The sequence below is a fragment of the Bacteroides eggerthii genome, from assembly GCF_025146565.1.
GTDB classification, from domain to species: domain Bacteria; phylum Bacteroidota; class Bacteroidia; order Bacteroidales; family Bacteroidaceae; genus Bacteroides; species Bacteroides eggerthii.
Map to the genome: position 1 here is coordinate 3,060,382 of NZ_CP102258.1, position 20,705 is coordinate 3,081,086.

Consider the following 20,705-nt stretch of genomic DNA (forward strand, 5'->3'; position numbering starts at 1 on the left):
ATTGTTAAGGCATACACAGCATTGTTAAGACATACTTATCGTTACTAAAGCGTACTTATCGTTACTAAACCTTACCCAACCTTACCGAATCGTATTTTCCGCCTTTCCTCTGCCGTATCTTTGTTTCAACGAAACGAGGTAAGGAATATCGCCGCGGAGACTTCTTCTCCTCCAACCGTCAGAGACAATCAATCAGTATTAACATTAGAAAAAAACTAACTTCATTATGGCAATCATCGTAGAACCTGTGCAACGCTATCAGAAGGTCGGTGACAAGACTTCCCCGCAGCTGTACTACCTGAAGCGGAAAGCCAACAACTCCCGCCTGTACAACACCAAGCGCATCGCGCAAGAGATTGAAGAACTGGGCGGTATGTCCGCCGAAGACGTGGAACACGTGGTCACCGCCCTTGTACGCAACATCAAACGCAAGCTGACAGACGGCGACAGCGTAAAACTGGACGGCCTCGGTGTGTTCTACACCACTTTCCACAGCAAAGGAACCGCCAGCTCGGAAGAATGCACCGTAAAGAACATCGACAAAGTGAACATCCGCTTCCTCACCGACAGCGGTCTGCGCCTTGTCAACGACTCCGGAGCCACCACCAAAGGCAGCCCCAACAACGTGGCGTTCAGCCTCTACAACCCCAAAGAGGACGGTCCCTCCGGTGGCGGTGGCAGCGGCAGCGGTGACGACGGAGAAGAAGAAAATCCGCTGGGATAAGTCCCGCAAGGAAAGCTATCCGGTTTCCCCCTCTCCCTGTGTATGAGGGGGGGAACAAAGCAACAATTCGCAATTACAAAGTAACAATTCGCAATTGCAAAGCAATCATTCACAATTAATGCGAATCAGTAGTTGAATTTATAGTTCATTATTATACGGATTTGAGCTTTTTCACCACAGAGGGCACAGAGACTCACAGAGTCTTTCTCTTTTTATGAGGCAAAACATTTTATGAGGCAAAACATTTTATTTATGAGGCAAAACATTCTGTCATTCAGAGCGGAGCGAAGAATCTGCTCTCCCTATACTGAGATGAGTATTGACATGAGTGAGTATTGACATGAGAGAGTATTGACATGAGAGAGTAGATTCTTCGCTACGCTCTGAATGACAGATACTATCGAGTAGCAAGATTAACACTCTGTGAAACTCTGTGCACTCTGTAAAACTCTGTGAAACTCTATGCACTCTGTAAAACTCTATGCGCTCTGTGTACTCTGTGGTGAAAACATTCATTACTTGCAAGGTTATAAACTTAATTCAAATACTGATTCGCACAATTAATTAATAATCAAAACTCCTATGGCAACAAAATCATCTTGGTGGGACAAGTTCCTCAAAATCGTAATCGCAGTAGCATCGGCCGTTCTCGGCGCAGTAGGCGCCAAAGCCATGCCCATGTAACTCATCACTCATCGTTCCTCACTCCTATCTCCTCATTCCCATGCGTACAATCACCCTGATCATCATCCATTGCAGCGCCACGTGCGAAGACCGCCCCTTTACGGAGCAGGCACTGGAAGCCGCCCACCGCCAACGCGGTTTCGACGGCACAGGCTATCACTTCTACATCCGTCGCGACGGCCGCATACTCACCACCCGCTCCCCCGAACGTCCCGGAGCACATGCCCGCGGCTACAACGCCCACTCAATAGGCATCTGTTATGAGGGCGGTCTGGACCACTACGGCATGCCCAAAGACACTCGCACCGAGTGGCAACGCCATTCGCTCCGCGTCCTCGTCAGGACGCTGCTGCTGGACTATCCCGGCGCCCAAGTGGTGGGACATCGCGACCTGAGCCCCGACCTCAACGGCAACGGCGAGGTGGAACCCATGGAATGGACAAAGCAATGCCCTTGCTTCGAGGTGAAGAGGGAGAAGTGGTAGGCGATTACATTATGATAAAAAAGAACGAGGGGAACCGTCCTTTCAACAGGATAGTTCCCCTCACCTTTTTCCAAGCTCTTTGAAATGATGCTACACAATATTATTGCATAACGGGTGTCATTTCATCCCAAGTATAAGTATTATCTTCTTTGCTATAATAGAATGACATCGCATAGTTACCGTTGCCCCGTCCACTATATACTTTGTAAATAACCGTATAGCTTGTATCCGGATCGGGATTTGCCACCATATCGGGTAACAGGATAATCGGGAAGGCTTCTTTTGCCAAACGTTCGTCCATGATAGTCTGGATTTCCTCGTCTTTCAGATTGTCCAAATAGCCATCCACATTGTAGTACTGAGCCCAAGTGGAATACTTGTTGTTAATGTTGTTGTTCTTACCGCAATCAGCCCCGAAATAATATTCGGAAGTTGTGTTCTGCGTACTCATGTATTCCGGTTTGTTAGTCTTCACCCATTCTACCAATTTGGTATATTCGGCATTGGTAAGTGTCAGCTTCTCAATATTACTGATAAGGTTGGAGAGTTTCCACTCTTTACCGTCGAACTTCATCACTGTGATACGCTCATTGATGGAAACGACAACGGAGTTTTTCGGATTATACGCTTCCCATGTAGAACCGTTGTAGCGGTAAACAGTTGTCTTGTTTGCTCCAGCTACTTTATAGTTCACTTCTACGGTCAAGCCGTCTTTTGCCACATAAGTATATTTATTTTTCAGGAATATCACCAAGCAAGCATCTGCCTGTTCTACCGAAGTAAATTCGTCATTACTCCCCGGTTCGCCGTCGTCTGTGCCCATAGCCTTATAATCATCGGAAACCAATGAGTATTTCTTATCCGCATCATAAGGAATAAGCGGTTCTTCCGTCCAACCATTTGCTCCTTTCTTATAGTACCTGGACTGGTTGGTCGTCGTCCCGGCATAATACTTATAAGTAATCTTACAAATAAACCCTTCGGCCTTATCTGCATATTTCGTATTGCAGAAAGCGGTCAAATAGGCATTTACATCCATATTCTTATCGAAATTATCGTATTTGCCCGGTTGCCCCTTTTCTGTACCCATCGAATCATAATCATCTTTTCCCAACTCATAGGCATCTTTATAGGCAGGCTCTTTCTCCTGAGAAGGCATCACGTCCGCCACTTTCACCTTAATCTTAGCCGATGACCCCTTATCGCAGTATGGATAAGTATCTTCAAGCATGCTGACTAACGCCTCTTCTATGGTTGCTTTTCCGGCATCTTCATCACCCTGCACAAGGCTGAAATAGCCTTCCGTAGGATATTTTCCTGTGAAATCCCCTTCGTAATAGACAACGTCTGTTATGGGTTCCTGATCGAAACCGGGGAAGTTATCTTCGTTGTAGTCGCAAGCCGTCATAAGGAACGAGGCCGCACACAAACTGTATATATACTTTTTATTCATAATTGTAACTCTTAAAGGTTTAGAAATTGAATTTCAAACGTACGGAATAAGTACGGCCGAAACCGTAAAGCACGCGTGTCGCAGTTTCCCAATCGTGCTTGCTGCCGTCACGTGCATCGGCAATGTATTCCTGATCGAAGAGGTTGTTGACGTTACCACTCAAAGTAGCGCGGACTTTACCGAAGTCGAAGGAATACCCGGCGCTCAAGTCAAAGGTGTGGTAGGAAGGTATCTCCCAAGGTTCTGTCACTACGTATTCATTACCCATGCCGGCTTGTCCTGCATCAATATCATATCCGGCATAGTTACGGGCAAAGAAGTTCCAGTCCAAACTGAGGCGCAAGCCTTTCATAGGGCGTACGTTTACACCCAGTGCGGCTGTAGTTTGTGCCGAACCGCCTACATGGATATTGTCCATCTTAATGTTGGCGCGATACTGCTCTGCATTTGTCATGTCACTCACGACTTCACCACTCTTAAGGTCGGCAAGCATCTGGCCCGATCCGTTATAGTAGAAACCTTTCGCATTACCTTTCCAGCGCCAGTCGCCCCATGAGAACATACCCGTTACGTCAAGCCATCTAAACGGTTTGGCAACGAAATCAAGTTCCACACCCATGTGGTTGGCATTGGCTCCGGTCATGTTCAGCGTCCAGCGGTCTTCTATTTCTACCCCTTCTTCGTTCTCATAGTCGTATGTCCCCGAATCGTAGAGGGCTTTGTCTTTCCAACGAGTGTAGTAGGCGTTCACATTGGCTGTGAAAAAACCTGTACGGAAACCATACCCCAACTCAAAAGACATTACTTTCTCGTTCTTGGCATCGCCATTGCGTGCATGTGAATTCTGAGAGTTGACAAAAGAAGTATCGAACATCGGAGCGCGGTTGATGTAACCGGCGTTGAAGTAAATGTTGTTGAACTCGTTGAGATTGTAGTTGATACCGCCCTTGACGTTTCCGCCCAAATAATGTTTCTTGTCGGACTTGGCATGTGCCTTGTCGTAATACATACGGTCGTAACGCCAATAGCTGGTGTTTGAAAGACCGCCGGAAACAAATGCACTCAACTTGTCGTAGTTATATTCTAACTGCGCGAATACACCTTCGGACATTACGAAACCATCATAATCACGATATATCACATCACCTACTCCGAGCTTTTGATTCTTGAAGCTAGGATCGGCAGCGGCTACGTTATTCTCAACACGTACATTTTTACGATTATCAATATCTACAAAGTATGAACCACCAAAAAGGTCGGTAATGACATTCTGATGCAACCCCTTGTAATAGCGCAAATCAACACCACCGTAGAAGTCAAAATTCTCACCAAACTTAGTAGTATAGGTAGAAAGCAAACCATACCACATGTGATTGTTCATTGCTTTGGACATAATCATCTTGGATCCGGTGGTGCTTGCCACATTCATAGCCTCTACCTGATCGTATGCAAATGTTCCGTCTACTTCGCGGAAATCATTATTTACCAATCCATTGCTTGCTCCATACCACTTACTGCGGTTGGCAGCATCACCCGAACCACTGTAACCGTTACCGCGACCGATAGATACGTACAAAGCTGTACTCAAACTTGATTTACGGTCTATCTGCCACAAATGGTTCAGAGATATCTGAGGTTTGTGATATGCGTTTCTGGATGAATTAAAGACTTGTCCATGTCTGTAACCAAAAGTGGGATTATATTTATAAGGACTGTCTTCACCCATATATTGTTTTACACGCTGCCATTCTTTAATAGTAAGCCCGTTTTGATTATTGCGCTGATTGTGCCACTGCGGAGCACCGAATGCAGTGAGAGACAACTGGTGATTGTCGTTGAAACGTTTGGCTATGCTGGCAAACCAGTTGTAGCCTTCAAATTCCGTACCTTGTATATATCCGTCGCCCCAAGTCTTACCGCCAAGCAAAGTGAATGCCCAGCCATCTTTGGACAGACCGGATGATACGCTGAAAAGAATTTTATTGTAACCGTCGTTACCCATGCCGTAAGACACAAATCCGCCTCTCTTGGCTTCTGTGCTCTTGGTAACGATATTGATGGAACCGCCCACTGCCGGAACCGATACTTTGGCAGCACCCAAACCGCGCTGTACCTGCATGCTGCGGGTTACGTCGGACAGACCTGCCCAGTTGGACCAGTATACCTTCTGGTTCTCCATACCGTTCATCGGCACACCGTTAATCATCATGGCTACGTTCTCGCTGGAAAAACCTCGGATACGAGTCTGCGCATCCCCATAGCCACCACCATCCTTAGTGGTATATACACCCGGAGTGGACTTCAGGATTTCAGGAAATTCCTGCGAACCAAGTTTCTCTTCAATGAACACCGGATCTACGGTAGATACCGCTACCGGAGTCTTACGAGCCACCGCAACGGATGAAGTGATGGTAACGTCCGACAACATCACTGCATCGGGCTGCATCTTGATAGTTCCCAGTTCTACAGAAGCGCCCTTCTGTGTGATTTTTTTCTTCTGGTCCTTGTAACCGATGTACTTGAAGAGCAACGTAGCATTAGAAGCAACGCTTTGCTTGAAATAGCCGTCAATGTCAGTCACTGACCCTTGAGTAGTTCCCTCTACCATAACGGCAGCACCCACCAAAGGTTCGCCGGTTTCAGCGTCGACAAGCTGACCATGCACTGTGGTCTGAGCCCATGCTGCGGAAGTAAACAGCGACAACATGGCAACCAACAGAAATTGAATTAGACTTTTTCTCATAATTCTACTTTTAGTTAATAGATAGTGTTAATTAATATTTAAAAAAGTTCGTGAGTTGCAAATATAATATTATTAAATTAGATATTCATTACAATTATGCTACAATTTTTCAAATTAATAAACGATTCGGGAAACTCTAAAAACAAAAAAGCTCCGCCAATTTCTCGCGGAGCTTTCTTTTTGTCACAAATGCAACGTATATACTTTCAGATTAAAATCTAAAATCAGTCATTCATTAACTTTCTATAACGCACACGAGTCGGTTCTTCTTTACCCAGACGTTTCAATTTATTTTCTTCATATTCCGAATACGACCCTTCGAAGAAGAACACATTGGAGTCGCCTTCAAACGCAAGGATGTGCGTACAGATGCGGTCGAGGAACCAGCGGTCGTGGCTGATGACAACGGCGCATCCGGCAAAGTCCTCAAGACCCTCTTCGAGGGCACGCAGGGTGTTGACGTCAATGTCGTTGGTAGGCTCGTCGAGGAGCAGCACATTGCCTTCTTCCTTGAGGCAGAGGGCCAGGTGAAGACGGTTGCGCTCACCACCGGAGAGTACGCCGCAGAGCTTTTCCTGATCGGCACCGGAGAAGTTGAAGCGCGACAGGTAGGCACGTGCGTTGATGTCGCGTCCACCCATGCGGATGAGGTCGTTGCCGCCGGAAATCACTTGGTAGACACTCTTGTTGGGGTCGATGTCCTTGTGTTGCTGGTCCACGTAGGCTACTTTCACAGTCTCTCCTACCTCGAACTCGCCGCTGTCGGGAGTCTCCAGCCCCATGATAAGGCGGAAAAGGGTGGTCTTACCTGCACCGTTGGGACCGATGATGCCCACAATACCGTTAGGCGGCAGCATGAAGTTGAGATCGTCGAACAGGAGCTTGTCGCCAAACGCCTTTGCCACGTGCTTGGCTTCGATGACCTTGTTGCCCAGACGGGGACCGTTGGGGATGAAGATTTCGAGCTTTTCCTCCTTCTCCTTCACATCCTCGTTCAGCAGTTTGTCGTAGGAGTTCAGACGGGCCTTTCCCTTTGCCTGACGGGCCTTGGGAGCCATACGCACCCACTCCAGCTCACGTTCCAGCGTCTTGCGGCGCTTGCTGGCTGTCTTTTCTTCCTGCTCCATGCGCTTGGTTTTCTGCTCCAGCCAACTGGAGTAGTTGCCCTTCCAGGGAATGCCTTCGCCGCGGTCGAGCTCGAGTATCCAACCTGCCACGTGGTCGAGGAAGTAGCGGTCGTGGGTTACGGCGATTACCGTACCTTCGTACTGCTGCAGGTGCTGTTCCAACCAGTCGATGGACTCTGCATCAAGGTGGTTGGTGGGCTCGTCGAGGAGCAGCACGTCGGGCTTCTGGAGCAACAGGCGGCAAAGTGCCACACGACGGCGCTCACCACCGGAAAGATGCTCTACGGACTGGTCTTCGGGCGGGCAACGGAGTGCATCCATCGCACGCTCCAGCTTACTGTCGAGGTTCCATGCATCGGTAGCGTCGATGATGTCCTGCAACTCTGCCTGACGGGTGAAGAGCTTGTCCATCTTGTCCTGATCCTCGTAGTATTCGGGCAGACCGAACTTCTGGTTGATCTCCTCGTACTCTGTCAGCGCATCCACAATGGGTTGCACGCCTTCCATCACCACTTCTTTCACTGTCTTCGTAGGATCAAGATAAGGCTCCTGAGCCAAATATCCTACCGAATATCCGGGTGAAAACACCACTTCGCCCTGATAGGATTTATCCAAGCCGGCGATAATCTTCAGCAAGGTTGATTTACCCGAACCGTTCAGACCGATGATACCGATTTTCGCTCCATAGAAGAACGAAAGGTAGATGTTCTTCAACACCTGCTTGTTGTTCTGCTGAATGGTCTTGTTCAGCCCTACCATAGAAAAGATAATTTTCTTATCGTCTACTGTTGCCATGTAATTTTAAGTATAAAGTATGAAATATAAATTATGAATGTTCCTTTATAACGTTTCCTTATAACGTTTCCTTATAACGTTCTTTTTATAATATTTCCTTATAATGTTCTTTTTATAATGTTTCTTTTATAATGTTTCTTTTATAATACCGCTATTACGACATCGCTTTATAATGTTCTTTTGTGATACTCTTGTGATACCCTTTGTGATACCTTTCTTTATTTTAGCAATACATTTTTTTAATGGAATATCAATGTATCAAACATTGTATTATCAGGGAATTAAGAACTACCGCATCTATAATCCCGGTACAAAGATAGGAAAAAAAGCGAAATTCCTTTGCAACTTCCAAAAAAGTCTCTATCTTTGCACCCGCTTAACAGCAGTAAAGGATTGATTCGCTAGCTCAGCAGGTAGAGCACAACACTTTTAATGTTGGGGTCTTGGGTTCGAGCCCCAAGCGGATCACCAGAAAATCAGAGAGTTACACAAAAGTAACTCTCTTTTTTTATGCTCAAATTGCGTTGATTTACATGGTTCGGTTAAACCGAGAGTTAAACCTAGAATGAAAGCGACAGTCAATGAAGCACTGACACTGAAAAATCCGTCTCTTATGTATCAAAAGACTTTTCACTGGAATTGAATTAAATACTCGATAAAAATCTCACAAAAGAAACTATATCTCCCTCAACGCTTGCTTTTTCGAGGACCGCCATATATTCATCTCGTCTTTCCACCGGAATAATCAGCCAATCGTAGCCACCCGAAGCCAACATGGCATTCATTAAGAACCGCCCGACACGACCGTTTCCATCCATAAAGGGATGAATATAAGTAAACAGGAAATGCCCTAAAACGGCTCTTACACAGGCTTCCGGTTCTTCTCTAAGCAATTCGAACAAAGTGGTCATGGCATCACGAAGTGCATCCGGATTCAGAGGTGTGTGCATCGAGTTACGAATATAGACCTGATGGGAACGATAACCGACAATATCGGATGGTTTGATAATGCCTGCCGTTACGCAAGGCATGAACATTTCACTGTGCCATACCGATAAGTCCCGTTCCGCAACCTCAGCACTGTTACTACCTTCGAAAATATCGGATACGCTCTTTTTGACCTCCTGAAAGGCTTGCCAATAACCACGTGCCGCAAGCGCATTTTTTGAATCCATATCCTCTCCATCCGGCTTCCATACACCGCTTTTTACTTTATTTATTAATTCATCAGTGACCCGATACCCCTCAATAGACAAAGAGTGATAAGCATCCAACTTGTACCGGGTTTCCATTCGCTCTAAAAATTCTTTGGCGGAAAGATTACTTTTAAGCCGGGTGAAATTAGCTATTACATCTTCTCTCATATTCTGCCACATCAAGCGCAAACGGACAGCGTATGGAGATTGCGACACATGAATTTCCATCACCCTTTCGAATGGGTCTTCTTCATAAATGATATATCCCATGCGTTTCATAGTTCCGGCAATTTCATCGGCCATGTCCGTTCGCCCGATATTACGGAATGCTCCAATCACCCTGCCTGCCCGGACTGTTTGCCCTGTATCAACCAATATCTTCAAAATATCCGAGCTATCATGAACCATTGCAAGGGCAGTCCGCATTGTTAGCGCATCGTTGCGATACATGGTAGGCGTAGCTACAATAATAGCTTCCGCCAATGTATAGAGGTTGAGATTATACGGATTGTTCGTATCAATCTTTGAGGGCAATTCCGCCCCTAAATTAAAAACAGAGGTCGGAGGAATTAATGGAACCATATAGTCGTTACCTTTAGGTGCTCTTATAAGAACTTGGTTCGGTATGATGGTGGCACCTGTATATATCGACAACGATTGTTCGGCAGATAGACACCATTCATTGCCGTAGCGTTCATTTGCATACCGGGTAATAAAGCTCCAAAACGAAGCATACCATGCCGTACTGTCGCCCGGCGTTGCCCTTGGGTCGGTAACCACATACCAGCCCTTAATGATGGGCTTGAGAAAATGATTATCTACCAATCTTTTTATGTGCGTCCGGGATAAGTCGCTACTTTTAATTATCGTAAAATCCTCACCCCGTTGTACTTGTTTCAGCGCATTCAAAGAAGATGCTAACAGTTCTGCTATCGTTGCCATAGTTCCGATACATTTATGTATTACACGAATATTCTATTATTGAGAAACACGAATATATCGCTTTTATATTCCACGAATATTTTGCAAATATAGCCAGATATTATTTGAAAAACAAATAAATAGAAGCACAACAAAGTGCAAAGACTGATTTAATCTTTCAAGTTACACTCAAGTAACTCTCTTTTTTTATGCCTGAAAAGCCCGTTTTACCTCCCGGTCCGGGCAAACCGGGAAGTAAAACGGAGAAGCATTTACTTTCGGCTGACGATTGTCCCGGTGGCCTGGTTGGCAGGCATTACCAGCACCTCCGCCACTTGTATATGTTCGGGTACGGCAGCGGCAAAGTACACCACTTCGGCAATGTCGTCACCGGTAAGCGGACGGATGCCCTTGTACACATTGTCGGCAGCGGCTTTGTCTCCACGAAAGCGCACTACGGAGAAATTCGTCTCCACAAGGCCGGGCTTGATGTTCGTCACCCGGACGGGAGTATCCACGAGGTCGATGCGCAAGCCGTCGGACAGGGCTTTGACGGCAGCTTTTGTGGCACAATACACACTACCTCCCGGATAGGCATAATCGCCGGCAATAGACCCCATGTTGATGACATGACCGCGTCCGCGCTCCACCATTCCGGGCACAACGAGGCGGGTCATGGCAAGCAAGGATTTCACGTTGGTATCAATCACCACATCCCATTCGTCCAGACTACCCTCATGCTCTTTGTCCACACCGATAACCAGTCCGGCATTGTTAATCAGGATGTCTATTGCCTTCCACGCTTCGGGAAGCGAATCGAGGGCGGCTGCCGCAGCCCGGCGGTCGCGCACATCGAAAGGAAGCAGGCAGACGTCCGCATGATATTCCGTTTCCAGCTCACGCTTTACGGCTGCCAGTTTCTCTACATTCCGTCCGTTGAGGATGAGACGGTAACCATTCATGGCAAACTTACGAGCACAGCCCTCTCCTATACCGGAAGAGGCGCCTGTGATAAATACAATTTTCTTTTCCATACTGATAGTTTATAATTCATTGTTTGAATTTCATTGTTTGTAATTCGTCTTCTGTAATTTATCATCAGCAAATCTTCTTCTTTTTCTTCTTCTTCTTCTGCTGCTTCTGCTGCAATTCGTCATCAGCAATTCGTCATCAACAATTCGTCATCTGCAATTCATAATCAGATGTTACGAAGTGCAAAGTTATGACTTATTTGCGAGCATCAACAAATAACTCGCAACTTATCCTCCATAACCCTTAAAGTTTTCAAGAAATATATGTACCTTTGCGCCACTTTTTGTGATGACTGACTATATCAGGTAGAGATTTGTTTAATTAGTTTGGATAAAGATAAGAAACGCTTATGCAAAAGTCCGATTGCATCATCGGTGTAGAGCACGTATCGAAATTCTTTGGAGATAAAGCCGTACTGAATGATGTGAATTTGTCTGTCCGTAAGGGCGAGTTTGTAACGATATTGGGACCGTCCGGTTGCGGAAAGACGACGTTGCTGCGTCTGATTGCAGGTTTCCAGACCGCTTCGGAAGGAGTGATTACCATTGCAGGGAAAGACATCACGCAGACCCCGCCCCACCGCCGTCCGGTGAACACAGTGTTCCAGAAGTATGCCCTGTTCCCGCACCTCAACGTATTCAACAACATTGCCTTCGGCCTCAAACTGAAGAAGCTCCCCGCCACCACCATCGAAAAGAAGGTGAAACAGGCGCTCCGCATGGTGGGCATGACCGACTATGAAGACCGCGACGTGGACTCCCTCTCCGGCGGACAGCAGCAGCGTGTGGCCATAGCCCGCGCCATCGTCAACGAACCCGAAGTGCTGCTCCTCGACGAGCCTCTTGCCGCCCTCGACCTGAAAATGCGCAAGGACATGCAAATGGAACTGAAAGAGATGCATCAGAAGCTGGGCATCACTTTCGTATACGTCACCCACGACCAGGAAGAAGCGCTCACGCTGAGCGACACGATTGTCGTCATGAGCGAGGGTAAGATACAGCAGACAGGCACCCCGATAGACATCTACAACGAACCTATCAACTCCTTTGTGGCCGACTTCATAGGCGAAAGCAACATCCTGAACGGCGTCATGTTGCACGACCAGCTCGTCAGCTTCTGCGGACATGAATTCGACTGCGTGGACACCGGTTTCGGCGAACAGGCACAGGTGGACGTCGTGATCCGTCCGGAAGACATCTACATCTTCGACCCCTCGGATGCGGCACAACTGACGGGAACCGTAACAAGTTCCATCTTCAAAGGCGTGCACTACGAGATGCTGGTGCAGACCCGCGAAGGCTACGAGCTGATGGTGCAGGACTACCACTGCTTCGAAGCCGGTCGTGAGGTGGGCTTGCTGGTGAAACCCTTCGACATCCACGTGATGAAGAAAGAACGCACCTGCAACACCTTCGAAGGCAAACTGCTGGACGAAACCCATGTGGAATTCCTGGGATGCAGCTTTGAGTGCAGCCCGGTGCACGACATCCGTCCGGAAACACCCGTAAAGGTGGAAGTGGACTTCCAGAACATCATCCTTGAGGACAACGAAGAGGACGGACGACTGACAGGCGAAGTGAAATTCATCCTCTACAAAGGCAACCACTATCATCTGACTGTGTTCACCGACTGGGACGAGGACATCTTCGTAGACACCAACGACGTATGGGACGACGGCGACAGAGTGGGAATACGAATAGCACCGGAGAATATACGAATCACTAACCACTAACCACTCAAAACAATTTGCCAATGAAAAGTTTCTTCATGCGGCGGCGTAACTGGACACTACCCTACGCACTGTTCCTGCTGATATTTGTGATAGTGCCGTTGCTACTGATTGTGTTGTATGCCTTTACAGATGCCGAGGGAGCATTCACCCTTGCCAACTTCCGCAAGTTTATGATGCACCCCGAAGCGATGAACACCTTCATCTACTCCATCGGCATAGCCATCATCACCACGCTGGCGTGCCTGCTGCTGGGCTATCCGGCTGCCTATATCCTCAGTCAGAAGCAGTTCAACACCTCGCAGACCATGGTGGTGCTGTTCATCCTGCCCATGTGGGTGAACATACTGATACGCACGCTTGCCACAGTGGCGCTGTTCGACTTCCTGAACCTGCCGCTGGGCGAAGGCGCACTCCTGTTCGGCATGGTGTACAACTTCCTGCCGTTCATGATATACCCCATCTACAATACATTGCAGAAAATGGACCACAGCCTCATAGAAGCTGCCCAAGACCTCGGAGCCACCCCCTTGCAGATATTCGGCAAAGTGATCCTGCCCCTCTCCATGCCGGGCATCATGAGCGGCATCGTCATGGTGTTCATGCCTACGGTAAGCACCTTTGCCATTGCCGAACTGCTGACGATGAACAACATCAAGCTCTTCGGAACAACGGTGCAGGAGAACATATACAACGGAATGTGGAACTACGGTGCGGCCCTGTCGCTCATCATGCTGCTGCTGATAGGCGTCACCATCCTCTTCACGAACGAGGAGGACAGCGCATCCAATGAAAGCGGAGGTGTGATATGATGACACGTATTCTTGCCAAAGGCTATCTGTGGCTGCTGCTTGCGCTGCTCTACTCGCCTATCCTTATCATTATGATCTTCTCCTTCACCGAAGCCAAGGTGCTGGGCAACTGGACGGGATTTTCCACCAAGCTGTACAGCTCCCTCTTTACGGGCGGCATGCACCACTCACTGATGAATGCCATTTGGAACACCTTTGCCATTGCCATGCTGGCAGCCACCGCATCGACGGCACTGGGCAGCATTGCGGCTATCGGCATCTTCAACCTGCGCACACGCACACGTCAGGTGATGAACTTTGCCAACGCCATTCCGATGATGAACGCCGACATCATTACGGGTGTGTCGCTGTTCCTGCTGTTCGTCAGCTTCGGCATATCGCAGGGATTCACAACGGTGGTACTGGCGCACATCACGTTCTGCACCCCCTACGTAGTGCTGAGCGTGATGCCCCGTCTGAAAAAGATGAACCAAAACGTGTACGAAGCCGCCCTCGACCTCGGCGCAACCCCGTTCCAGGCATTGCGCAAGGTCATCCTTCCGGAGATATTTCCGGGCATGATAAGCGGGTTCATCCTTGCCTTTACACTCTCCATCGACGACTTCGCAGTAACCATATTCACCATCGGGAACGAAGGACTGGAAACGCTCTCCACCTACATCTACGCCGATGCCCGCAAAGGCGGACTGACACCGGAGCTGCGCCCCCTCTCCACCATAATATTCATTACGGTGCTGGTGCTGCTGATCGTCATCAACAAACGCGCGGAACGTGCACAGAAGAGTTGAAAACTGAAAGTATAGTCAAAATAAACTTACCGAACAAAAAAATGAAAAGACTGACAGGTATACTCCTTCTCCTCTGCCTTGCCCTTGCCGCCGTTTCGTGCAAAGGTTCAGGCGAAGAGCGCAGCCACGTACTGAAAATCTACAACTGGGCGGACTACATCGACGAAGACGTGCTTGCCGAATTCCCCGACTGGTACAAACAGCAGACAGGCGAGGACATCCGCCTTGTCTACCAAGTGTTCGACATCAACGAAATCATGCTCACCAAGATAGAACGCGGGCACGAAGACTTCGACGTGGTATGCCCCTCGGAGTACATCATCGAACGCATGCTGAAGAAAGACCTTCTCCTGCCCATCGACCGCAGCTTCGGCAAGACCCCGGACTATCTGCCCAACATTTCCCCCTACATCCGCCGGGAACTGAACAAGACCAGTCAGCCGGGACGCACCACCACAGACTATGCCGTACCCTATATGTGGGGCACAGCCGGCATACTCTACAACCGCAGCTTCATCACCCCCGACGAAGCCGGCAGTTGGCACTGCCTGTGGAACTCCAAGAACAAAGGCAAGCTCCTGATGAAAGACAGCTACCGCGACGCCTACGGAACCGCCATCATCTACGCCCACGCCCGCCAGCTTGCCGACAGCACCGTTACGGTGGAACAACTCATGAACGACAACTCCCCCGAAGCCATAGCCCTTGCCGAAAAGTACCTGAAAGCCCTGAAACCCAACATTTCCGGTTGGGAGGCCGATTTCGGCAAGGAGATGATGACCAAGAACAAAACATGGCTCAACCTCACCTGGAGCGGCGACGCCGTATGGGCAATTGACGAAGCCGAGGCCGTAGGCGTAGACCTTGCATACGAAGTGCCGCGCGAGGGCAGCAACATCTGGTACGACGGCTGGGTAATCCCCAAATACGCCCGGAATCCCAAGGCAGCCAGCTACTTCATCAACTACCTCTGCCAGCCCGAAATCGCCTTGCGCAATATGGACGCCATAGGCTACGTCAGCGCCGTTGCCACCCCCGAAATCATGGAAGCCAAACGGGATACTTCCATAGAAACACGCTCCGACCTCAGCTACTTCTTCGGTGAAGGCATGGGCGCGGACAGCCTGCAAATCAATCCCGTACAATATCCCGACAGGAAAATCGTGGAACGCTGCGCCATGATACGCGACTTCGGCGACCGCACCGAACTGGTTCTCGAAATGTGGAGCCGCGTGAAAGGCGACAACCTCAACACCGGCATCGTACTGCTGATATTCTCCGTATTCGGAGCACTGTTCGTTTGGCTGGTATACGGCAAGATACGCAAGTACCGGCAGAAGCAACGCCACCGCCGGAGGCGGAAGGGAAGGCCGGCGATTTAAAACACCGGATAAGCCATTTAAAACCCCGGATGTAGGAATTCTGATTTATAATACTTAATTTTGGCATCCGATAAACTTAAAACCTAAAAATGCTTACTCAAATTATAAACGGGCGCATATTCACCCCGCAGGGCTGGCTGAATGAAGGTTCTGTCCTGATACGTGACGGAAAGATTCTTGAAGTGACCAACTGTGACCTCGCACTGATCGGTGCACGTCTCATTGATGCCAAAGGCATGTACATAGTGCCCGGTTTCGTGTGTATGCACGCCCATGGCGGCAGCGGACACGACTTCAACGAATGTACCGAGGAAGCATTCCGCAGCATCGTGCAGGCACACCTCAAGCATGGCGCCACAAGCTTCTACCCCACCATCTCCTCCTCCCCCTTCAGCAAGCTCCACCAAGCCGCCCATGTGTGCGAACGGCTCATGGAAGAACCGGACAGCCCCATACTCGGACTGCATATCGAAGGCCCTTACCTCAGCAGGAAAATGGCCGGCGAGCAGTTTGCCGGACAGGTGAAAGAGATTGACGAACAAGAATACAGGGAACTTGTGGAAAACACCCGCTGCATCCGCCGCTGGGACGCCTCTCCCGAACTGCCGGGAGCATTGGAGTTTGCCGGCTACCTGCGCGAAAAAGGCATACTGGCAGCCATATCCCACACCGAAGCCGAGTATGACGACATCTGCGCCGCCTACAAAGCCGGATTCACCCATGCCGCCCACTTCTACAACGCCATGCCGGGCTTCCACAAACGCCGCGAATACAAATACGAGGGCACAGTGGAAAGCGTCTACCTGACCGACGGCATGACCATCGAACTCATAGCCGACGGCATCCACCTGCCTTCCACCATCTTGAAACTGGCCTACAAACTGAAAGGCGTGGAGCACACCTGCCTCGTAACGGACGCCCTCTCCTGTGCCGCAACCGAAGGCAAGGAAACCAGCAACCCCCGCTACATCATCGAGGACGGCGTATGCAAACTCGCCGACCGTTCCTCACTGGCAGGCAGCATCGCCACAATGGACGTGCTGGTGCGCACCATGACACAGGCCGGCATCCCGCTGGGAGACGCACTGCGAATGGCTTCCGAAACTCCGGCACGCATCATGGGAGTGTACGACCGCAAAGGCTCCCTGCAAAAGGACAAAGACGCCGACATCCTGATTATGGACAAGGAACTGAACATACGCGCCGTATGGCAAGCGGGAAAACTGGTGCAGGAAAGCTTCCTGAACTATAAGTAGCGACGCGCCCGAAAGCCTGTTTCTAAAAAAAACCTTTTTTATAAGTTTCTTATAATTCTTTTTCAGTATCGTGCTCGGAGCCAAAAATCTTACCCAAGGACCCATCAACCGCCAACTGTTCAGCTTGGCAATGCCCATTATGGCCACCTCCTTCATCCAAATGGCATACAGCCTGACGGATATGGCATGGGTGGGCCGTCTGGGCAGCGAAGCGGTGGCGGCAGTGGGCGCGGTGGGCATCCTCACGTGGATGTCAGGCTCTATCGCTCTGCTGAACAAAGTGGGGTCGGAAGTCAGTGTGGCACAGTCCATCGGGGCGCAGAACCGGGACGACGCGCGTGCGTTTGCCTCGCACAACATCAGCATCGCATTGCTCATCGCCATTTGCTGGGGCGGACTGCTGTTTGTTTTCGCCCGGCCCATTATGAGCCTTTTCGAACTGGAAGCACATATCACCGCCAACGCCGTCACCTACCTGCGCATTGTCTCGACAGCATTGCCCTTCGTCTTTCTCTCGGCTGCCTTTACGGGCATCTACAACGCTTCGGGACGCAGCAAGACACCGTTCTACATCAGCGGTACGGGACTTGTGATGAATATCCTGCTCGACCCTCTCTTCATCTTCGGGTTCGGCTGGGGAACCGTAGGGGCAGCGCTTGCCACGTGGCTGTCCGAAGCTGCCGTCTTCCTCATCTTTGTCTATAAGCTCCGGCGAAAGGACGACTTGCTCGGAGGATTTCCGTTTTTCGTCCGGCTCAAGAGGAAGTACAGCAGACGCATCTTCAAACTGGGACTGCCCGTTGCCACGCTGAACACACTGTTTGCCTTCGTCAACATGTTCCTCTCGCGCACTGCAGCCGAGCAAGGCGGGCACATCGGACTCATGGCATTCACCACCGGCGGACAAATAGAAGCTATCACCTGGAATACCTCACAGGGATTCTCTACGGGGCTCAGCGCCTTCATCGCACAGAATTATGCCGCCGGACAGAAAACGCGCGTGTGGCAGGCATGGAAAACGACGCTCTGGATGACAGGAGTGTTCGGCACGCTCTGCTCGCTGCTGTTCATCTTCTACGGCAGCGAGGTATTCTCCATTTTCGTGCCCGAAGAAGCAGCCTACCGCACTGGCGGCAATTTCCTGCGCATCGACGGCTACTCACAGTTGTTCATGATGCTGGAAATCACCATGCAGGGCGTATTCTACGGCATAGGACGCACCGTACCGCCGGCCGTTGTCAGCATCGGATGCAACTACATGCGCATTCCGGTGGCCCTGCTACTGGTAGAAATGGGTTTGGGAGTGGACGCCATTTGGTGGGCAGTGAGCAGCACCACCATCGTCAAGGGGCTGATTCTGACAGGATGGTTTATCTTTATTAAAAAGAAAATTCTCTAAAAAAACTGCAACAGTAAACTTTTTGATGCCAACAAATGTAATATATACATAAATTTGCATTAGTAAAATTTGAACCAACTAAAAAATAAAAGGTATGAAAAAGATGAAATTTACAGCATTTTTGCTGAGCGGCACTATACTATTGGGTAGTTGCGGAACCATGAACAACACAACCAAAGGCGGAATCATTGGCGGCGGTTCGGGCGCAGCTGCAGGAGCCATAATCGGCGGCTTGTTCGGCAAGGGCAAAGGCGCGGCTATCGGTGCGGCAGTGGGCGCAGCCGTTGGTACGGGTGCCGGTGTGGCAATCGGCCACAAAATGGACAAAAAAGCTGCCGAAGCCGCCAAGATTGAAGGCGCACAGGTGGAAGTGGTGAAAGACGCCAACAACCTGGATGCCGTAAAGGTGACGTTCGACTCCGGTATCCTGTTTGCTTTCAACTCCTCAACGCTGAGCAACGACGCGAAGGCATCCCTGCGCGACTTGGCCAAGATTCTGAAAGAGGATACTACTACGGACATCGCCATCATCGGACATACGGACAAAGTAGGCACGTACGAAGCCAATATGAAGGTTTCCAAAAATCGCGCTTATGCCGTAGAAAACTATTTGCAGGACTGTGGCGTGTCTCCCTCACAATTCAAGCAAGTGGAAGGCGTGGGATACAATGAGTACGATGAGAGCCTCTCTGCCAGCCAGAACCGCAGGGTGGTAATCTTTATGTATGCCAGCGAACAGATGATTAAGAACGCTGAAGCCGGACAATCGTAATTATCCTTCTCCCATGAAGTTTTCCAACCCCTTGCGGATAATCCGCAATCTGTTGCTCTTCTTCTTTGTATCCACTACTGTAATGGTAGTGGTTTATCGTTTTGTGCCGGTGTACGTCACGCCGTTGATGGTTATCCGAAGCGTGCAACAGGTTTTTAAAGGAGAAAGTCCCGCATGGCATCACGAGTGGGTGCCGTTCGACAGGATTTCTCCCCACCTGCCTATGGCCGTCATCGCATCCGAGGATAATCGCTTTGCCACCCACAACGGCTTCGACTTCATCGAAATACAGAAAGCCATGAAAGAGAACGAAAAGCGCAAGCGGAAACGCGGAGCAAGCACCATCAGCCAGCAGACGGCAAAGAACGTGTTCCTGTGGCCGCAATCCTCATGGCTCCGCAAGGGATTCGAAGTCTACTTCACATGGATGATAGAACTCTTCTGGTCTAAAGAACGGATAATGACGGTCTACCTCAACTCCATTGAAATGGGCAAAGGCATCTACGGGGCACAGGCAGCCGCCCGTTACAAGTTCCATACCACTGCCGCCAAGCTCTCTGCCGGCCAATGCGCACTGATTGCCGCAACATTGCCCAACCCCATACGCTTTGACTCCGCACACCCTTCGAGCTACATCCTGAAAAGACAGGGACAGATACTGCGGTTGATGAAGCTCGTAGCGAAATTCCCACCGGAAAAAACTGCGGTTTCCAAGAAAAAAAAGAAATAAACAGCTTTTGCCGATGCAACAAAAAGGAATATTCACTACATTTGCAAAAAGCATATCAGTAAAAATAGAATATTAAAAATAAAAAGTAGAAAAAAACATAAACTATTAAGTAAATGTAAAAAATTAGCAGATAATGCCATTTACTTAAATGAACAGAATTCATATAATTAAGGAAAAGCGTTTCCATTCATATACTTATTAGATATTGAGCTTTAGCTCTTATTCTCTGTTCTGAAAACCGCCAAATTGAAAGACCGTTGAGAATAAGTAAGTAAAAGTTCACGCTGTGAGGCGTGAACTGTTCGTACTTATTTATACGGTTGGGTGCTTGGCGGTACCTCGGAACAAGATAGGTTACGAATGGTTCCGCCTTTTTTTCATGCCCAGCACCATGATACACATCGGACAAATGATAGAAGCAGAACTACATCGCCAGGAACGTTCCGTCATCTGGTTTGCAAAGAAACTGTATTGTGACCGCACCAATGTGTACTCCATATTCAAACGGCAAAACATAGACACTGACTTATTAATGCGCATCTGCTACATATTGAACTGCAATTTCTTCGATTATTATTCCACTGAGTTCAAAGAAAACCCTCTCTCCCATTCCGGCAAAAAAGACGGCATCAGGAAATAAATTCAACAAATATGTAGAATACAATTCTACACTTTTGT

At 49.0% G+C, this 20,705-nt stretch carries 17 protein-coding genes and 1 tRNA gene; 13 read left to right on the forward strand and 5 right to left on the reverse strand.

Features of this window, described 5'->3' with window-relative positions; all coding sequences use genetic code 11:
- Positions 1–226 precede the first annotated feature (226 nt).
- From NQ546_RS12710 to NQ546_RS12720, 3 genes are all read left to right on the forward strand, one after another.
- Entirely contained in the window at positions 227–724 is a 498-nt protein-coding gene (locus NQ546_RS12710) for an HU family DNA-binding protein (protein ID WP_039953271.1), read from the forward strand.
- Positions 725–1,306: 582 nt separating this feature from the next.
- Positions 1,307–1,408 carry a smalltalk protein gene (locus NQ546_RS12715; protein WP_021939670.1) on the forward strand — a complete coding sequence of 34 codons (102 nt, stop codon included), beginning with the start codon at positions 1,307–1,309 and terminating at the stop codon, positions 1,406–1,408.
- 40 nt (positions 1,409–1,448) lie between these two features.
- The gene (locus NQ546_RS12720) at positions 1,449–1,892 is read left to right on the forward strand and encodes an N-acetylmuramoyl-L-alanine amidase (RefSeq protein WP_004290727.1); all 444 of its coding nucleotides are present in this window, start codon (positions 1,449–1,451) and stop codon (positions 1,890–1,892) included.
- A 100-nt stretch (positions 1,893–1,992) separates the two neighbouring features.
- Here NQ546_RS12720 and NQ546_RS12725 read toward each other — a convergent pair whose 3' ends face one another.
- From NQ546_RS12725 to ettA, 3 genes are all read right to left on the reverse strand, one after another.
- A complete protein-coding gene (locus NQ546_RS12725) occupies positions 1,993–3,345 on the reverse strand; it encodes a hypothetical protein (RefSeq protein WP_004290725.1) in 1,353 nt (450 codons plus the stop codon).
- 19 nt (positions 3,346–3,364) lie between these two features.
- Positions 3,365–6,088, reverse strand: a complete 2,724-nt coding sequence (locus NQ546_RS12730; RefSeq protein WP_004290724.1) for a TonB-dependent receptor — start codon at positions 6,086–6,088, stop codon at positions 3,365–3,367.
- Between the two features lie 224 nt (positions 6,089–6,312).
- Positions 6,313–8,010 (reverse strand): energy-dependent translational throttle protein EttA, encoded by a 1,698-nt coding sequence (gene ettA, locus NQ546_RS12735; protein WP_004290723.1) that lies wholly within the window; start codon positions 8,008–8,010, stop codon positions 6,313–6,315.
- 395 nt (positions 8,011–8,405) lie between these two features.
- Here ettA and NQ546_RS12740 point away from each other — a divergent pair.
- Positions 8,406–8,481: transfer RNA gene (locus NQ546_RS12740), tRNA-Lys, on the forward strand.
- A 173-nt stretch (positions 8,482–8,654) separates the two neighbouring features.
- Here the strand turns inward: NQ546_RS12740 and NQ546_RS12745 are convergent.
- Together NQ546_RS12745 and NQ546_RS12750 are read right to left on the reverse strand one after the other, a co-directional pair.
- Positions 8,655–10,148, reverse strand: coding sequence for a Fic family protein (locus NQ546_RS12745; protein ID WP_004290722.1), 1,494 nt, complete (start codon positions 10,146–10,148; stop codon positions 8,655–8,657).
- 251 nt (positions 10,149–10,399) lie between these two features.
- Complete coding sequence (locus NQ546_RS12750) at positions 10,400–11,161, reverse strand: SDR family NAD(P)-dependent oxidoreductase (protein ID WP_004290721.1); 762 nt, start codon at positions 11,159–11,161, stop codon at positions 10,400–10,402.
- A gap of 347 nt (positions 11,162–11,508) precedes the next feature.
- On the opposite strand from NQ546_RS12750, the gene NQ546_RS12755 reads away from it, so the two are divergent.
- From NQ546_RS12755 to NQ546_RS12795, 9 genes are all read left to right on the forward strand, one after another.
- Positions 11,509–12,891, forward strand: a complete 1,383-nt coding sequence (locus tag NQ546_RS12755) for a polyamine ABC transporter ATP-binding protein (protein ID WP_004290720.1) — start codon at positions 11,509–11,511, stop codon at positions 12,889–12,891.
- 35 nt (positions 12,892–12,926) lie between these two features.
- Positions 12,927–13,700 carry an ABC transporter permease gene (locus tag NQ546_RS12760; protein WP_029429266.1) on the forward strand — a complete coding sequence of 258 codons (774 nt, stop codon included), beginning with the start codon at positions 12,927–12,929 and terminating at the stop codon, positions 13,698–13,700.
- Positions 13,697–14,488 (forward strand): ABC transporter permease, encoded by a 792-nt coding sequence (locus tag NQ546_RS12765; RefSeq protein WP_004290718.1) that lies wholly within the window; start codon positions 13,697–13,699, stop codon positions 14,486–14,488. Before NQ546_RS12760 ends, NQ546_RS12765 begins: the two co-directional genes overlap by 4 nt.
- Before the next feature lie 41 nt (positions 14,489–14,529).
- Complete coding sequence (locus NQ546_RS12770; protein ID WP_004290717.1) at positions 14,530–15,870, forward strand: ABC transporter substrate-binding protein; 1,341 nt, start codon at positions 14,530–14,532, stop codon at positions 15,868–15,870.
- An 89-nt stretch (positions 15,871–15,959) separates the two neighbouring features.
- Positions 15,960–17,126 carry an N-acetylglucosamine-6-phosphate deacetylase gene (nagA, locus tag NQ546_RS12775; RefSeq protein ID WP_004290716.1) on the forward strand — a complete coding sequence of 389 codons (1,167 nt, stop codon included), beginning with the start codon at positions 15,960–15,962 and terminating at the stop codon, positions 17,124–17,126.
- 70 nt (positions 17,127–17,196) lie between these two features.
- Positions 17,197–18,525: an MATE family efflux transporter gene (locus NQ546_RS12780; RefSeq protein ID WP_004290715.1), complete on the forward strand. Its 1,329-nt coding sequence runs from the start codon at positions 17,197–17,199 to the stop codon at positions 18,523–18,525.
- A gap of 94 nt (positions 18,526–18,619) precedes the next feature.
- Complete coding sequence (locus tag NQ546_RS12785) at positions 18,620–19,297, forward strand: OmpA family protein (protein ID WP_004290714.1); 678 nt, start codon at positions 18,620–18,622, stop codon at positions 19,295–19,297.
- A 13-nt stretch (positions 19,298–19,310) separates the two neighbouring features.
- Positions 19,311–20,027: a monofunctional biosynthetic peptidoglycan transglycosylase gene (mtgA, locus tag NQ546_RS12790; protein WP_004290713.1), complete on the forward strand. Its 717-nt coding sequence runs from the start codon at positions 19,311–19,313 to the stop codon at positions 20,025–20,027.
- Positions 20,028–20,313: 286 nt separating this feature from the next.
- Positions 20,314–20,667 carry a hypothetical protein gene (locus tag NQ546_RS12795; protein WP_004290712.1) on the forward strand — a complete coding sequence of 118 codons (354 nt, stop codon included), beginning with the start codon at positions 20,314–20,316 and terminating at the stop codon, positions 20,665–20,667.
- The last annotated feature ends 38 nt before the right edge of the window (positions 20,668–20,705 follow it).

Excerpts from the sequence above, each read along its gene's own strand:
- NQ546_RS12710 (WP_039953271.1), top strand. The coding sequence starts at position 227 with ATGGCAATCATCGTAGAACCTGTGCAACGCTATCAGAAGGTCGGTGAC.
- NQ546_RS12715 (WP_021939670.1), top strand. The coding sequence starts at position 1,307 with ATGGCAACAAAATCATCTTGGTGGGACAAGTTCCTCAAAATCGTAATC.
- NQ546_RS12720 (WP_004290727.1), top strand. The coding sequence starts at position 1,449 with ATGCGTACAATCACCCTGATCATCATCCATTGCAGCGCCACGTGCGAA.
- NQ546_RS12725 (WP_004290725.1), bottom strand. The coding sequence starts at position 3,345 with ATGAATAAAAAGTATATATACAGTTTGTGTGCGGCCTCGTTCCTTATG.
- NQ546_RS12730 (WP_004290724.1), bottom strand. The coding sequence starts at position 6,088 with ATGAGAAAAAGTCTAATTCAATTTCTGTTGGTTGCCATGTTGTCGCTG.
- ettA (WP_004290723.1), bottom strand. The coding sequence starts at position 8,010 with ATGGCAACAGTAGACGATAAGAAAATTATCTTTTCTATGGTAGGGCTG.
- NQ546_RS12745 (WP_004290722.1), bottom strand. The coding sequence starts at position 10,148 with ATGGCAACGATAGCAGAACTGTTAGCATCTTCTTTGAATGCGCTGAAA.
- NQ546_RS12750 (WP_004290721.1), bottom strand. The coding sequence starts at position 11,161 with ATGGAAAAGAAAATTGTATTTATCACAGGCGCCTCTTCCGGTATAGGA.
- NQ546_RS12755 (WP_004290720.1), top strand. The coding sequence starts at position 11,509 with ATGCAAAAGTCCGATTGCATCATCGGTGTAGAGCACGTATCGAAATTC.
- NQ546_RS12760 (WP_029429266.1), top strand. The coding sequence starts at position 12,927 with ATGCGGCGGCGTAACTGGACACTACCCTACGCACTGTTCCTGCTGATA.
- NQ546_RS12765 (WP_004290718.1), top strand. The coding sequence starts at position 13,697 with ATGATGACACGTATTCTTGCCAAAGGCTATCTGTGGCTGCTGCTTGCG.
- NQ546_RS12770 (WP_004290717.1), top strand. The coding sequence starts at position 14,530 with ATGAAAAGACTGACAGGTATACTCCTTCTCCTCTGCCTTGCCCTTGCC.
- nagA (WP_004290716.1), top strand. The coding sequence starts at position 15,960 with ATGCTTACTCAAATTATAAACGGGCGCATATTCACCCCGCAGGGCTGG.
- NQ546_RS12785 (WP_004290714.1), top strand. The coding sequence starts at position 18,620 with ATGAAAAAGATGAAATTTACAGCATTTTTGCTGAGCGGCACTATACTA.
- mtgA (WP_004290713.1), top strand. The coding sequence starts at position 19,311 with ATGAAGTTTTCCAACCCCTTGCGGATAATCCGCAATCTGTTGCTCTTC.